This window comes from Enterococcus sp. AZ095b (genome assembly GCF_051714725.1).
GTDB classification, from domain to species: Bacteria; Bacillota; Bacilli; order Lactobacillales; family Enterococcaceae; genus Enterococcus_B; species Enterococcus_B pernyi.
In genome coordinates this window covers 720,000-734,480 of sequence record NZ_JBIOSL010000001.1, presented here as the reverse complement: position 1 = coordinate 734,480, position 14,481 = coordinate 720,000, and the positions used below count along the sequence as shown (strand labels likewise).

General features: G+C 38.1%; 15 protein-coding genes. 4 read left to right on the top strand and 11 right to left on the bottom strand.

Annotated elements, in window-relative coordinates:
- Positions 1 to 33: 33 nt before the first annotated feature.
- Complete coding sequence (gene tadA / locus IGJ99_RS03420; RefSeq protein ID WP_023519242.1) at positions 34 to 528, bottom strand: tRNA adenosine(34) deaminase TadA; 495 nt, start codon at positions 526 to 528, stop codon at positions 34 to 36.
- Positions 529 to 659: 131 nt separating this feature from the next.
- Between tadA and IGJ99_RS03415 the strand changes: the two genes are divergently transcribed.
- A complete protein-coding gene (locus IGJ99_RS03415; RefSeq protein ID WP_023519241.1) occupies positions 660 to 1,511 on the top strand; it encodes a helix-turn-helix domain-containing protein in 852 nt (283 codons plus the stop codon).
- 70 nt (positions 1,512 to 1,581) lie between these two features.
- On the opposite strand, the gene IGJ99_RS03410 is transcribed toward IGJ99_RS03415, so the two are convergent.
- On the bottom strand, positions 1,582 to 1,917 hold the full coding sequence (locus tag IGJ99_RS03410) for a hypothetical protein (protein ID WP_010736106.1): 336 nt from the start codon (positions 1,915 to 1,917) through the stop codon (positions 1,582 to 1,584).
- A gap of 267 nt (positions 1,918 to 2,184) precedes the next feature.
- Positions 2,185 to 2,730, bottom strand: a complete 546-nt coding sequence (locus tag IGJ99_RS03405; RefSeq protein ID WP_019723190.1) for a hypothetical protein — start codon at positions 2,728 to 2,730, stop codon at positions 2,185 to 2,187.
- 468 nt (positions 2,731 to 3,198) lie between these two features.
- Between IGJ99_RS03405 and IGJ99_RS03400 the strand changes: the two genes are divergently transcribed.
- Positions 3,199 to 4,674, top strand: a complete 1,476-nt coding sequence (locus tag IGJ99_RS03400) for a helix-turn-helix domain-containing protein (RefSeq protein WP_153830498.1) — start codon at positions 3,199 to 3,201, stop codon at positions 4,672 to 4,674.
- 125 nt (positions 4,675 to 4,799) lie between these two features.
- Here the strand turns inward: IGJ99_RS03400 and IGJ99_RS03395 are convergent, their stop codons facing one another.
- The 8 genes from IGJ99_RS03395 to IGJ99_RS03360 all read right to left on the bottom strand — a co-directional run bounded on the left by IGJ99_RS03395 (position 4,800) and on the right by IGJ99_RS03360 (position 11,773).
- Positions 4,800 to 5,504, bottom strand: coding sequence for a zinc metallopeptidase (locus tag IGJ99_RS03395; RefSeq protein WP_010736109.1), 705 nt, complete (start codon positions 5,502 to 5,504; stop codon positions 4,800 to 4,802).
- A 76-nt stretch (positions 5,505 to 5,580) separates the two neighbouring features.
- A complete protein-coding gene (locus IGJ99_RS03390) occupies positions 5,581 to 5,913 on the bottom strand; it encodes a zinc ribbon domain-containing protein YjdM (protein ID WP_023519238.1) in 333 nt (110 codons plus the stop codon).
- Between the two features lie 93 nt (positions 5,914 to 6,006).
- A complete protein-coding gene (locus tag IGJ99_RS03385; RefSeq protein ID WP_438770585.1) occupies positions 6,007 to 6,147 on the bottom strand; it encodes a hypothetical protein in 141 nt (46 codons plus the stop codon).
- 66 nt (positions 6,148 to 6,213) lie between these two features.
- A complete protein-coding gene (locus IGJ99_RS03380) occupies positions 6,214 to 7,164 on the bottom strand; it encodes a DHH family phosphoesterase (protein ID WP_010736111.1) in 951 nt (316 codons plus the stop codon).
- Between the two features lie 15 nt (positions 7,165 to 7,179).
- The gene (locus IGJ99_RS03375) at positions 7,180 to 8,511 is read right to left on the bottom strand and encodes a DRTGG domain-containing protein (protein WP_010736112.1); all 1,332 of its coding nucleotides are present in this window, start codon (positions 8,509 to 8,511) and stop codon (positions 7,180 to 7,182) included.
- Between the two features lie 9 nt (positions 8,512 to 8,520).
- On the bottom strand, positions 8,521 to 9,201 hold the full coding sequence (locus IGJ99_RS03370) for a metal-dependent hydrolase (protein ID WP_077151578.1): 681 nt from the start codon (positions 9,199 to 9,201) through the stop codon (positions 8,521 to 8,523).
- A gap of 429 nt (positions 9,202 to 9,630) precedes the next feature.
- On the bottom strand, positions 9,631 to 9,981 hold the full coding sequence (locus IGJ99_RS03365; protein ID WP_375152126.1) for a PTS sugar transporter subunit IIB: 351 nt from the start codon (positions 9,979 to 9,981) through the stop codon (positions 9,631 to 9,633).
- Between the two features lie 112 nt (positions 9,982 to 10,093).
- The gene (locus IGJ99_RS03360) at positions 10,094 to 11,773 is read right to left on the bottom strand and encodes a ribonuclease J (protein ID WP_010736115.1); all 1,680 of its coding nucleotides are present in this window, start codon (positions 11,771 to 11,773) and stop codon (positions 10,094 to 10,096) included.
- Positions 11,774 to 12,246: 473 nt separating this feature from the next.
- Here IGJ99_RS03360 and IGJ99_RS03355 point away from each other — a divergent pair, with 473 nt between their 5' ends.
- Both IGJ99_RS03355 and IGJ99_RS03350 read left to right on the top strand, forming a co-directional pair.
- The gene (locus IGJ99_RS03355; RefSeq protein WP_438770583.1) at positions 12,247 to 13,755 is read left to right on the top strand and encodes an ABC transporter permease; all 1,509 of its coding nucleotides are present in this window, start codon (positions 12,247 to 12,249) and stop codon (positions 13,753 to 13,755) included.
- Between the two features lie 12 nt (positions 13,756 to 13,767).
- Positions 13,768 to 14,433 carry an ABC transporter ATP-binding protein gene (locus IGJ99_RS03350; RefSeq protein ID WP_010736117.1) on the top strand — a complete coding sequence of 222 codons (666 nt, stop codon included), beginning with the start codon at positions 13,768 to 13,770 and terminating at the stop codon, positions 14,431 to 14,433.
- Positions 14,434 to 14,481: the final 48 nt, after the last annotated feature.

The window sequence follows — 14,481 nt, the reverse complement described above, 5'->3', positions numbered from 1 at the left end:
AAGGAATAGTATACCGCATTTTGTTATCCTTGGCTAGTCCTTTTTTAATTTCTTTTTCTTTGCTCGCAAATTTCTAAAAAACACAGATAAAAGTTCACCACATTCTTCTTCTAATATCCCGCCCTCCACCTCGGCCTGATGGTTGAAACGTTCATCCTCAAGTAAATTCATCAATGTCCCTGCGGTTCCTCCTTTTGGATCATAGGCACCAAAGTAAACTTCTTTTACGCGAGAAAGAATCATGGCACCGCTACACATTGGACACGGTTCTAACGTGACATATAATTGTGTTTCTTCTAAACGCCAACTTCCGATGGCCTTGCATGCTTCTTGGATCGCAATCATCTCAGCATGTGTTGTTGCATTTTGTGTTGTTTCCCTCAAATTGTGTCCACGCCCAATAATCTGTCCTTGGTGAACCACGATGGCGCCGATTGGTACTTCTACTAACGCTTCTGCTTTTTTGGCTTCTTCAATAGCCACACGCATCCATTCTTCTTTTATTCGCTGTTGTTCTGTTTCTTCCACTTGTACTCCTACCTTTTTTAGATTTACTTATCTTCTCTATCAAACATAGTATAACTGGCTTTTTAATGAAGTACAAAGAGTTTTTCCTTATCGCCATGTCCTATGGTAAACTAGGGGATGAGGTGAAGTAAATGAACACAGAAAAGTTACTTGGATTATACCCAAATGCACAAAAAAAGAATTCTCCTTCTTCTGATGATCGAATTCTTTCACTGGTTGTAGAAGATTACTTCTTGTGGATCGATAAAAGTTCCTTGTCCGTTCAAGAAGAAAAACTTTTGAAAGCGTTATTCCAGAAAACAAACACCTTAGACAGCCATCCTTGGTATCAATATTTATTTGAGGAAAAGGTATATGTATGTGAAGAAAGCTGCCGAATCATTCAGTTACATTTTGAAAAGAGATCAGATTTCTTACAAAAAGAATGGCGAGAAACAATTTCCGGATTATTTCCCGAAGCTCTTGATTTTTTTCTTTACACAGAGACAGATGCGTTGATCATCGAAAGAAAGCATGCCAATTATTTGAGTACGGCAGATCTTAAAGGCATCTTTTTATCTCTTGATGTCGATTTTGATATGACGACACAAGCCTTTGTCGGTTCATTCCATTCAGCTGGACAAAATCTAACCGCTATGTTCAATGAAGAACGAAAAATTTTCCTGAATAAACGAACACACATACAAGTAGCCGACCAAACGACTTCCATACAAGAAATTGCCTTATATTATTATACAAAAGAATTAGTTACATCCAGTCAGCTAACAAATGAATATCAAGAAATAATCCGTAGTTTTAAAATGGAAGACATCATTATCGAACTGTGGAAAAATTTCGGGAATATCAGTTCAGCGGCTAAACAACTTTTCATGCATCGAAACACTCTCCAATATCGGATCGAAAAGTTTGACGAACAAACAGGCTTCAATTTAAAAAAAGCAGATGACTTACTCTTTTGTTATCTCCTTTTGTTACACATATAAAAAAGGAACAAGCAGCAATAAACATCGCCTTGCTTGTTCCTTTTTTCGATCAATTCAAAGAGAATCGTTTTTAGATCATTTTCTCAACAAGTGACATCAGACGACCTTTTGCATCTTCTGTTGAGTCTTTGATAGAGTCACCGTAGACAGAAATTTTCTTTTTGCCAGATTTAATCTTTGCTAGCATGCCCATCAATGAATCTAAATCGCTATCTGATAAATGGTCGACGACATCTAATAACTTTTCATTCCCATCAAATTTGTCATACACGAATTTTTTTACTTTTGTGCGGTTACTTAGATGATGGATCTTTTCGATCACTTTGCCAGAAACAACTACAGCTGTTGCCACACTTGCTGCTGCTACGACACTTAATCCAATCGTTACTTTTGTTGATGTTTTCATAATTATCAGCTCCTTTTTATCTACTACAATCATATCACAGTCAAATAGATAAGCGAACTAATTGCTATGAGCCCTGCCCGATGAATAGCAAAAAAATTTACAAAAAGCACATACTGTCTTGTTTTATTATTTACTTTTGTACGACGCCTCATTTGGCATTTTCGGTTTCAAGCAACCTTAGTTTGATGCGTTAAAAAAAGCACCTCCTTTTTGGAGATGCTTCATACGAACAACTAAAGTAAATCATCCATACTAAGAAATGTAAGATCAATTAACCGGAACGTATTGGATATTTGTTAGCATTTCAGGCAAATCATCTTCTAATTCTGCTAACTTATTCCAAATCAATGTCATTGTCTCAAAAAATTCCTTTGATGATTTATCTGAATTTAAACTTCCTAGTGCGTTCAGCCAAAGAAGTTCTAATAAATATGCTTCTTTGATTCCCGTATGTTCTCTGACAAATTCTGAGAACGTTCGTTTGAACAACGAGGCCATGTCTAATTCGGATTTGATAACTACTCCTCTAATACTCTCATGAATCGAGAAAAACTCCTTCAATAAATGAACGACACTGAAAAAATCGTCAATAACGTATTCAGCTAAATATCGATCAAAACATATCGTGATCTCTTCGATAATTTTTTCTTTTAGTATACGGATTGATTTAAAATGTGCATAAATCGGGTAAGTAGAACAGCCACAAAAAGAAGCTAAACTTCTCGCTGTGATTGTCGATAACCCATTTTCTTCAGCATATACCATACTCTTAAATAGTAAATATTCTTTACTAAAATTCGTCACTCTTCCCACGAAACCATCCATCCTTTCCGATTATCTTATTCATATCCGGCAATGATTCTTTTTTTAATTTCCCATGACGATCCAGCGCATTCGCTAGTAGGAAAAACTTATGTAAACCATGAAGAAACAAGTTTTGATAAAAAAAAACGATAATAACATATTTCGGGGGTTAAAATATGTCTCTTTGTAATAGAAGCTTGATTTATCTAATGCTTCGCCAAAAATAAGATTTAAAAAATAACGATATCATCAATTAAATAACATTGTATTCCCTTATCCAAGATTATTTAAATGATTCCAACTTGACAAAATAAGCAAAGAAATAAACAATAGAATAGATAACTGATTATCATTTCTTAAAATAACAAGTTATATAATCAAATTCTATTACTATGTGAGAATATCATACATTGAAAACACTTTCCACTCACATTTTATGTCACCACTAGTACACTAATTGTCAGAAAGGAGTCCATCATGTTAATCGATGCAAAAAAGAAAGAGTTATTAGTCCTCTATACGATCGCTCAAAAAAGTCAATGTACGTTAAAAGAACTTGCGGATGAACTGACTATACCTAAACGGACAATCAAAGAATTGATTCGAAAGTTGAACACTACGATTGAACAGCAATTGAGCATTTCTACTTTTATTTTCTCTACACACAAAGGAGAAATAACTATATCCGATGAACACCAAGAAATAAAAATGATGATTTATCACAAACTCAAACTTTTTTATTTAAGAGAATCCAATCGTTTCAACTACTTATTACTTATGGTCAATTATCCCAAAGCGTATGTTCCGAAAAAATATTTATTGGAGCAATTATACATATCCCACTCTTACTTAGAAAAATTAACACACCAATTGAATGAAACACTTCAAGATTTTGAAATCGAGATTGTTTCATCTCAGGGCTGTTATTTGTTCAAAGGAAACGAATTATTTATCCGACTCTATTTGTTTTTTATTCTATCTGATGCTTTTCAAGGGTTGGAATGGCCTTTTGACAAATTCAAATTGAGCCAACTAAAAAGAGAGCGGCGATTATCCAAAAAATTGCTCGTTTCAAAGCATTCATTGAAATATCAAGAAAACCTGTATTTGCTGATTGCTATCTTTACGCTTCGTACACAACAATCATCATTGATCACCTCTGAATCTAGTGAGGTCTATGCTATTTTAGAATTGCTACAACAGGTACAAGATGTCTCCGGTAGTTTTAAACATCATTTGTTTCATCTTTTACCACATGAAATCGCCATTGATGAACTATTGCATTTCAATTTTTTGATTTATTGCTTTTTTCCTAATCTCATTTCAAGCCAGCAGAAGAGTTTGATTGGTTATACTTTGACGAATAAACGTAATCATCTATGTATGAAAATCACCTCACTAACAAAAGAGTTAGCTCAAACCTTTCCAGTGATCGCATCATCTGAAAAAAGGTTTTTCTACAATTACTATCTTATGCTTTCTTTAATTTCTATTTTGATGTTGGGAAATACAACTCCCTTTTTCTACTCGTTGCATTTTCCTAAACCAGCACTTGAGATTGATGAATCGAATGAACAAATACAACAAATCCAACAAATTATCTCTGAAGTTTTTCATGACCACCCAAAAAAAACATTGATTATTTATTATTTGAGTAACTTGATTTATAACCTCTTGCAGTCGGAAACAAATGAAAAATTATTGATCTATGTACAAATGAATAAAACGCTGACAGGAAATTATCATATCCAAAATCGATTACGACAAGTATTTGACGAAAAAATGATTCGCTTGACAGAAAATCCAGAACAAGCAGATTTGATCGTCACCGATTGGTTTGATAAATTTCATCAAACGAGTAAAATTTTTTACCTTGATCCTAGTAAAGAAAAAGATTTATGGGTAGACTTAGTCACAAAAATTCAACAACTCTATGTCAATAAAATGATTTGATTTAAAGAAAAGATAGGAGAAGCAAGCGGTCTCCGTCTGAACTTTTAAATTAATACTAATTTTTCCAAAATAAAAAGTGAGTGGATCAGTCCAATCGACTGTCCCTCACTTTTTATTGGTTTGTTCTAGTCTCGACGGTTACCGCCAAAAATCAAAATCAAACGTAGCAATTGTAAGAAAGTAGATAGCGCTGCAGCAACATAGGTCAAAGCCGCCGCAAATAGCACATGTTTCGCCATTGGTACCTCTTCTTCTGTCAGTAAGCCACCTTCACTTAAAATTTGGATCGCTCGTCTTGACGCATTGAATTCTACTGGTAGCGTAACAAGTTGAAACAATAGTGCCAATGAAAAAGCGAAGATACCAATATTGATCAACGTCGTATTCCAACTAAATAATACACCTACCATGATCAACGGAAACGAAATCATCGAGCCAAAATTAGCGACAGGCACTAATGAAGCTCTGATTTTCAACGGCGCATAACCAACGGCATCTTGCACTGCGTGTCCGCATTCATGGGCAGCTACCCCAATTGCAGCGACTGATGTAGATTGTGCTGTAGCTTGCGATAAACTCAACATCTTGTTCCCTGAATTATAATTGTCCGTCAAATCACCGGCGATTTGTTGGACGCCAACGTTATTGATTTTCTGACTTTGTAAAATGAACTGGGCGGCTTGTGTACCAGTCACATTATTTTTGCTTCTGATTTTGTCGTATTTACGAAAAGTACTATTGACGTAAGCAGAAGCGATTCCGGAAATAGCTAATCCAGCAATAACTAAAAGAAACGTTGGATCTAAGCCATAAAAACCATATCCATACATAATCGTTTCACCCTTTCCTCATTCTTTTATTTTACCATTGTTCGAGTAGAATAATTGTGAAAAGAGATTGAATATTTTAATTCTTTTTGACAAATTCTGATTTCAGCTTCATCGGACCAAACCCTTCGATTTTACAATCGATATTGTGGTCTCCTTCAACTAAACGGATATTCTTCACCTTCGTTCCTTGTTTGATAGGTGAGGAAGCTCCTTTAACTTTTAAATCCTTGATAACGGTCACACTGTCGCCATCTGTTAAACGATTGCCGTTTGCATCAGTTACTACTAGGCCTTCTGCTTCTGTTTCTTCAGATGGTGTCCATTCGTTTCCACATTCAGGACAAATCAATAATCCCCGATCTTCATAAGCATATTCTGAACCACATACTGGGCAATTTGGTACTGTCATGTTGTTTCTCCTTTTTGTTCGTTATTGAGCAATATTATAACGGAAAAATAACAGTTTGAAAAGAGCAACTTCTTATCGGAGATCCTAAACTGCCTACGCTGATTCAATCTCACTGACCTTGATTGCACATACATCTGATAAAAAGACAATCAACTTCGATGAGTAAAAGGTCAAGGCAGAAGTAACCTGATTGCCGAAGAGGTCACTTCTGCCCCCACCATTTATTCGTGCCAAAGGGAATAGATAAAAGAGCATGTAACGTTTGCTTAAAATTCTCGATTGACTACTTGGAGTACACTTTTAACGTGCATAATTGGTGCAAGCTTCTTGTATTTCTTTGTAGATCTCTGCTACTTCTTGCAGGTCTTTTGCATTTGCGCCACTTGCCAAGGGATGGCCGCCACCATGATGTCGTTTGGCGATCTCGTTGATGACTGGTCCTTTTGAACGTAAACGTACACGATAATAGCCCTCTGGTTGTTCGACAAAAATCGCCCAAGCTAACACTTCGTCAATCACACCAGGTAAAGAGACGACAGCTGCGGTCTCTGAATCGACGATGCCATACTTGCCTAACAATTCTTGTGACAAAATTACTTTTCCAGCACCTTTTTCGTCAACTACGATCGTTTGATAGACACAACCGGATAATTTCGCTACTTTCATGGTGATTTGTTCAATTTCACGATTCAATTGGCTTGCATCGAAAGAATACTTTCTTAACTCTGCTGCTAGTTCTAACGTACGACCTGTTGTTGAAGGATACAAGAACCTACCAGTATCTCCAACGATTCCCGCATACAATAAGCGAGCAGAATCGCTGTTCATTTTCAGCTCATTAGGGAACATCAAAGCAAACTCAGCGATCATTTCACTACAGCTGCTAGCTTTCGTATCCACCCAAAGTAAATCGCCATATGGTTCATCATTCGGATGATGATCGATTTTGATCACTTGATCCCCTAAGGAATAGCGATTATCATCAATACGCGGCGCATTCGCTGTGTCTGTCACGATGACTAATGCTCCTTGATAGAAAGCATCGTCGATTTCTTGCATTTCTGTTAAATAACGTAAGCCTTCAACGTCTTTTCCAACTTGACGAATTTCTTTTTCTGAAAAACTATTACGTAATAACTCGGCTAATCCTACTTGTGAACCTAAAGCATCCGGATCTGGCCTTTGATGTCGGTGGATCACGATTTTTTGATATTTTTTGATTTCATTCAAAATCTCTTCTTGTATGGTCATTTTCTTTCCTACTCTCTACGAACGTTCCATCACTTGGCAGACGACAATGGCTTTAGCCACGATCGTGTTTTCTATAAATACTTCTACATCAAGTTTAGCGGACCTTCTACCGATTTCTAAAACTCTTGGACGAATATCTAACTCACTTTCGATCTGGATCAGACGAAGGTAATGTAGATTCATTTGCTCCAACAAGATATTTCTTCGTTGATTCATGATCATTGTTTTTTGCGCAACATCTGAAATGATTTCACTTAACACCCCAAAAGAAATCGTTCCAACACCTGTTACCATTTGTGGTGAAACCTCAAATTTGAACTTAGGCGTCGTCAATCGATTGCCTTCACGATCTGTATCGATCGTTTGGATGGCTCCTGAAATCTGATCAGAAATCGTATCAGCAATTTGCGGTTGACGTTGCACCAATTGCATCGCCTTCATGACATCTTGCCGTGTGATCAATCCTTCTAACGTCAAATCATCGGAAACGACTGGCATGACTTCTAAACCATCCCAAATCATTTGATGTCCGACAGAAGCGACGCTCATCGATTTCTTGACACTGATTGGATCTTTGGTCATGACCCGATCAATGACTTGTGTCGGTGCTTTACCTACGACATCTTTTGCCGTAATGATCCCCATCAAACGCATGTGATGATTCACCACTGGGAAACGAGAATGTTGGGTTTCTTCTGAAATCCGTTGATAATCAGCCACCGTATCCGACTGTAACAAATAATGTGTTTTCTGGGCAGACAGATAAATATCACCGACGAGCATGATATCTTTTTTGATCAGTTGGTCACTAAGCGCTCGGTTGATCATCGTTGCTACAGTAAAGGTATCATAAGTCGTACGTAAAATCGGCATAGCTAATTCATCGGCTAATTTGGCAATCTCAGGCGTCGTATCAAAACCACCCGTGATCAACACTGCTGCGCCATCCTCAAGTGCTAACTTTTGCACTTCTGTACGGTTACCGACGATCATCAATGAACCTGGAGTGATATAGCGTTCCATTGCGTGCTCGGTCATCGCACCTATGACAAATTTATTCAAAACTTTATCTAGACCGACTGCCCCGCCTAAGACATCGCCTTCAATGATCCGCACGACTTCGCCAAACGTCAATCGTTCGATATTTTTCTTCAACTTACGTTCGATCCGTATCGTTCCTACTCGTTGGATCGTTGACACTAACCCTACGTTTTCAGCATCTTTAATTGCTCGATAGGCCGTTCCCTCACTGACATTCAATTCTTTGGCTATACTACGGACAGATATTCGATTCCCCACTGGTAGGCTTTCGATATATTCTAAAATCAAATCATGTTTTGTCGCCATCTCTTTCCCCTACACTTCCAGCGTTTCCGAAACGCTCATTATTTTTCCTTCGGTATCTGCTAATAAATCGATGAATACTTGCGGATCTTGTTCAATGACAGGAAAGGTATTGTAATGGATCGGCACGACTTTCTTCGCTTTGATTCGCTTCGCCGCACGAGCCGCATCCTCAGGTCCCATTGTATAATTGTCGCCAATCGGTAAAAAGGCTACATCGATCATAAACTGTTCACCTAAGAGCGCTAAGTCGCTAAAATCTGCGGTATCACCCGCATGATAAATCGTCTTCCCATCTGCTTGGATCAGAATACCACTAGGCTCTCCCATATAACGCGAAACACCATCGATTTCAATACTTGAACTATGCTGTGCATGGACAAATTTGACTGTGCCAAAAGGAAACTCCCTTTTGCCACCGATATTCATCCCAAAAGAGTTTGCTCCTTGCTGTTGTGCATAATCAGCGATTTCGACAATACTGATGATGGTCGCCTCATTGTTCTTCGCAATCGGCAACATGTCTCCAATATGATCAGCATGTCCATGGGTGATCAATATCCAGTCCGTCTGGACTTCATCCACTTTTAAATCAGTCATAGGATTCCCAGTAATAAATGGATCTATCAGCACTTGCTGGCCATTTTGCATTTCAAGAGAAATACAAGAATGTCCATGATAAGTAATCTTCATCTTCTCACTCCTCAACATTTTGGTCACTGACTCTTTCGTTTTCGTTTCGAACATTTACACAATTAGTAGTACAGTATATCCTATTCAATTGTAACAGATAATACAGGTTGTACCAAGTATCAAGTGAGCGTGTACTTACGACTGAATCCCCAGATAAAAGAATGTTTCGTCTATAATTGACAGTTTCTGTTTAGTGTTTGATTTCTGTGAATAAATCTAGAATGACTACGAATCTGTAATAATACTCAAAATAAAAAATACCCATAGTAGAAACTAAGACGCCAGTTTCTACTATAGGTATTTTTATTACAGTTTAGATGCCTTATAAGGCTTACAAGATTGAATAAATCCGCAACACTTTTTTAGATAGAGGAGTGATAAAAAAAAACGAAGTTTGCTAACTATTTTGATAATTTCTTCTTTTCCAGTTTAGTGATGGAGAAATTTTTTTAAGATATTATCGGCATTTAGCAGACCATAATCTTTCATTTCTATCACTTCAATAACCTTTGTAGGATAATCTTTTACGATACTTTCTCGCATAGAAGAAAGCTCTGGAGATAATAGAATAACATCGGTAGCCTTTGCATACTGATCTAACTTAGAAATGCTATGCATGTCAACATGCACAAGTAAATGTTGTTTTTTTGCTAGGTTGTTCATCTTTGTTATTAACAAATTGGTATAAAGGGTACTATCTGTACTCATTGAAGTTACGCCAAAAACGATGATCTGTTTCTCTTTCATTTGATTATTTTCCAAAACAAGTTCCTTTTCCATTACAGACACTTCCACCTTTCCATAATATATCCAATGCTCTTACTGCTATAAAATAAAAGCTATACCAAACATATTCATTATCTGAACATCTTTTGATACAGCTTTTCATTTTTTATCTTTTGCCGCGACGTTGTGTCGCTTCCATGATGACTGGTAAAATCACTGGGCGGCGTTTGGTTTGTTCAAACAAATAGCGACCTAATTGATCACGTATTTCTTGTTTCAGCTTGCTCCACTCGAAATCATCGCTTTCTAAATGTTTGCCTACAATGGTTTCGATCATGTTGCTACTTTCATTGATCAAATCACGACTTGCTTTGACATAAACAAATCCTCGTGAAGTGATTTGCGGTTTTGAGACAATTTTCTTTTCGCGACGACTAATTGTCACTACTGCAACAAAAATACCGTCTTCAGATAAGATTTTACGATCGCGTAAGACGATGTTTCCAATATCGCCAACACCTAGTCCGTCGATCATGACATTTTCAGCACTTGTCGTACCTGCCACACTCATCCGCTTGTTTTTATATTCTAAAATATCCCCACGTCCTGTGATATAGATATTTTTATAGGGGATACCTACTGCATGGGCTAAGTCTGCATGGGCAGCTAGTTCACGGTATTCTCCTTGAACTGGGATGAAATATTTAGGTTTCATGAAGTTCAACATCAATTGTAAGTCATTTGGATTTGCATGACCGGAAACCCGCAGGTTGTCAGAGATTTGTTTGACTATTCCACCTGCTCGGTAAATGATGTCTTCTGTCTTAGCAACCATTGTTTCCATCGCAATACTTGGTGTCGTTGTGATATAAACAAGATCGCCTTCTTTGATCTTGATATGGCGATGCGCGCCATTCGCCATTTTTTGTAAAGACTTGATTGGTTCACCCATCCGGCCTGTTTCCAAAATGATCAGTTCTTCAGGCTCATAGTTTTTCATATCTTTTAATGTGACCAATAGGTCTTCACTTGGTAATTGAAGTTTTTCTAAGCGCATAGCTGTTCGGATGATCCGTTCAAAGTCTTGCCCAGTCAACACAACCTTACGTCCTGCTTTAGCAGCGGCGTCTAAGATTTGTTGGACGCGTTGAAGATTACTTGCAACACAAGCAACGATGATCCGTCCTTCCCAATATTTGATCGTATCAAATACTTCATCAGCAATTTGGAACTCAGAAGCAACAGGGGTCGCGTTTTCTGCATTTGCTGACTCACTTAGTAAAGCTAACACGCCTTCTTTCCCAATCTCTGCTAAACGAGCGTAATCCGTTTGGTACATTGGGATCGCCATTTGGTCAAATTTGAAATCACCCGTATAAACGATATTTCCTTCTTGGGTTTTTAAATTGATCCCAACTGAATCTGGAATCGTATGGGTGGTGCGGAAGAAGCTAACGATCGTTTCACCGAAATCGATCTCTGTATGCTCATCTACCACATGAAAATCTTTGAATCCTTTTGCAGCATCATTGCGATTGACATTCAATTTTGCCAATTCGATCGTCAATTCGGTTCCGAACACAGGTACAGAAATCTTTGACAATAAATAAGGCAACGCCCCAATCGCATCTGCGTGACCATGTGTCAGAAAGACACCTGCTACACGATCGACATTATCTTCTAAATACGTAAAATCAGGAATCACAACGTCAATCCCTAATAATTCGTTTTCAGGATATTTCAGACCACAGTCTAAAACAAAAATAGCTTCCCCTACTTCTGCAATGTACAAATTTTTTCCGTTTTCGCGTACACCGCCTAAAGGGATAATCTTAATGGTACTCACAAATTTCACCTCTTCTTATGACATCTTCATTTTGACGATGTCGATTCTCTATTTTATTTAAAACGATCCAATTTCTGAGTGCCTCGTTTTCGGATGATTTCATTAGATAATCAAATCTATCTTAATATTACAGGCGTTTAGGATCTTTTTTTGACACAAAAAAATCGGGATTGCTTCAGTTGCTCGATCAACTGCTCCACATCATTATACAACAAATCAAACAAATCGCTAGCATGTACGATTGTTTCTGTCTTCATGTTTTTCCCAGACCATTTTTTCTTCTTTTGTTTTAGAAGATACTTCGTCTATTTTAACATAAATTACTCAATAACTATAGAATGTTTTTCATTTCCTGCTCCATTTGATCTGTTTTTAGCTTTCAACTGTTTGTATTCGTGGCCGCTTTTTAAGGTAGGCTTAAGCTACTCCCTTTATTCTATTTTTTGTACTCATTTCGAAAGGAGATCGAACCAATGAATTTTTTCAAACGAGCATTAAAAAGTACAAAAGTAAAATGGGGGCGTTCTTTACTATTATTAGCAGTTTTTACAGCAATCCTTGTCTTCGTTCTTGCTGGACTAACCATACGTAGTGCGGCACAAGAAGCAGCAGAGCAAGCTCAAAAAGATGTCGGTGCGACGGTCACTTTAAGTGCAAATCGTGAAGCGGCTTTTCAAAAACAAACAGAGGAAACTGATACTGAATCCGGTGGACGACCAGATCCTGGAAGTTTCTCCCTCACACCTGTTTCAGTCAGCGATGCAGAAAAGATCGCAGTACTAGATAATGTAGCAAGTTTTTCCTTCGAAAGCTCTGCATCAGCTTTAGCCAATAGCGGGATCACTGCCATTTCAAGCTCTGATACCTCAGAAACATCCGAAGAAACTGATACTGCAACTGATGCTGCACCAAACGGTGAAAACATGGGTGGAGCTATGGGAGGTGGCAAACCCCAAATGATCCAAGCAGATTTTCAAATCAGCGGGGTATCCAATACAGCCCAAACCAGTGGCTTTACAGATGGCACAGCTAAAATCATCGAAGGAGAAGGAATCACTGATAGCGACAAAGATACGAACAATGTTGTGATCGACTCTACTTTAGCTAGTGCGAATGACTTATCCGTAGGAGATACTTTCATAATTACTAGCACGGAAGACGAAGAAACAACTTATGAAATGACGATCAAAGGAATCTATGAGTCAAGTGAAACAAGTAGTAGCATGGGAATGAATTTCAATTTCATGAATCCAACGAACACTTTGTATACTTATTATACGTTTGCCAATACATTGAATGGCTCGACAGAAGATGACACAATTGATTCTGCGGTTTATACGCTGACCGATCCTAATAAAATTACAGACTTTATCAATGAAGCAGAAAACCTGATCGATACTTCAACGTTCAGTCTTCAATCAAACGATACCATGTTCCAAGCAATGCTTGAACCACTTAACAACGTGGCCAGTTTTTCACAAAATGTCGTTTTACTCGTTGCGGTTGCTGGAATCATTATTTTGACTTTGATCATCATGATCACGATTCGTGAGCGTCGCCATGAACTAGGGGTATTGCTTTCATTAGGTGAGTCCAGAAGCAAAATCGTCCTTCAATTGTTTGCAGAAGTGGCCATATGTATGATCGTCGCGTTAGGTGTGGCTTCATTCAGTGGAAATGTCGTTGCAAATGCTGTCGGTCAACAGTTGCTTGATCAACAAACTGAAACGTCAACCGACTCACCTGCCGAGCAACAAGGAGAGCAGATGCCTGGTGGTGGCAATCGTGGACCTGGCGGACAACCAGGTGGAACTAGTAATCCACTTACCGTTTCGGAGCAAGTAAGCGACCTTGAAATCACTGTTCAACCAGCTCAACTTGGCCTACTAGCAGCTGTTGCATTTGGGATCAGCTTACTCTCAGTTTTTCTAGCCTCCATCGGCATACTACGATTAAATCCACGAAAAATTTTATTAAACTAAAGGAGGAATTGGATGTTACGTACAGAAAACTTGGGCTTCTGGTATCAGAATCCAACAGAAGCACTTTATAAAGATGTGAATCTATCCTTTGAAAAAGGAAAAATGTACGCCATATTAGGGGCTAGTGGTTCAGGAAAGACGACCTTTCTTTCGTTGATTTCAGGACTTGATACACCAAAAGAAGGGACTGTTTATTATGAAGAGCGAGCTTTAGCTAAAATAGGCCTACGGAATTATCGCAAAAATGATGTATCCATTATTTTTCAAGCGTACAACTTATTGCCTTACCTTTCCGCTCTTGATAACGTCATTACCGCCATGGAAATTTCAAATACTCCTCAAAAAGAGTATCGCCAAGTAGCACTTGATCGCTTGGCACGCGTTGGGATAAATGAAACACTTGCAAAACAACAAGTCACTAAATTATCTGGGGGACAACAACAACGCGTAGCGATCGTCCGAGCGATTTGTTGCGAACATCAGTTGATCATTGCGGATGAACCAACAGGAAACCTTGATGAAACGACTTCACAAGAAATCGTTCAACTCTTCCAAGAAATCGCCCATGAGCAAGATCGCTGTATCATCATTGTGACACACGAACTAGAAGTGGCTAAAAAATGTGATGAAGTTTTTGAATTAAAAAATAAAACATTCGCGTCCATTGCCATTGGATAACCGCTAAAAAAAAGCGTCCACCTTATTGGTAGGACGCTTTTTTTTAAG

Excerpts from the sequence above, each read along its gene's own strand:
- IGJ99_RS03415 (WP_023519241.1), top strand. The coding sequence starts at position 660 with ATGAACACAGAAAAGTTACTTGGATTATACCCAAATGCACAAAAAAAG.
- IGJ99_RS03410 (WP_010736106.1), bottom strand. The coding sequence starts at position 1,917 with ATGAAAACATCAACAAAAGTAACGATTGGATTAAGTGTCGTAGCAGCA.
- IGJ99_RS03400 (WP_153830498.1), top strand. The coding sequence starts at position 3,199 with ATGTTAATCGATGCAAAAAAGAAAGAGTTATTAGTCCTCTATACGATC.
- IGJ99_RS03395 (WP_010736109.1), bottom strand. The coding sequence starts at position 5,504 with ATGTATGGATATGGTTTTTATGGCTTAGATCCAACGTTTCTTTTAGTT.
- IGJ99_RS03390 (WP_023519238.1), bottom strand. The coding sequence starts at position 5,913 with ATGACAGTACCAAATTGCCCAGTATGTGGTTCAGAATATGCTTATGAA.
- IGJ99_RS03380 (WP_010736111.1), bottom strand. The coding sequence starts at position 7,164 with ATGACCATACAAGAAGAGATTTTGAATGAAATCAAAAAATATCAAAAA.
- IGJ99_RS03375 (WP_010736112.1), bottom strand. The coding sequence starts at position 8,511 with ATGGCGACAAAACATGATTTGATTTTAGAATATATCGAAAGCCTACCA.
- IGJ99_RS03370 (WP_077151578.1), bottom strand. The coding sequence starts at position 9,201 with ATGAAGATTACTTATCATGGACATTCTTGTATTTCTCTTGAAATGCAA.
- IGJ99_RS03365 (WP_375152126.1), bottom strand. The coding sequence starts at position 9,981 with ATGGAAAAGGAACTTGTTTTGGAAAATAATCAAATGAAAGAGAAACAG.
- IGJ99_RS03355 (WP_438770583.1), top strand. The coding sequence starts at position 12,247 with ATGAATTTTTTCAAACGAGCATTAAAAAGTACAAAAGTAAAATGGGGG.
- IGJ99_RS03350 (WP_010736117.1), top strand. The coding sequence starts at position 13,768 with ATGTTACGTACAGAAAACTTGGGCTTCTGGTATCAGAATCCAACAGAA.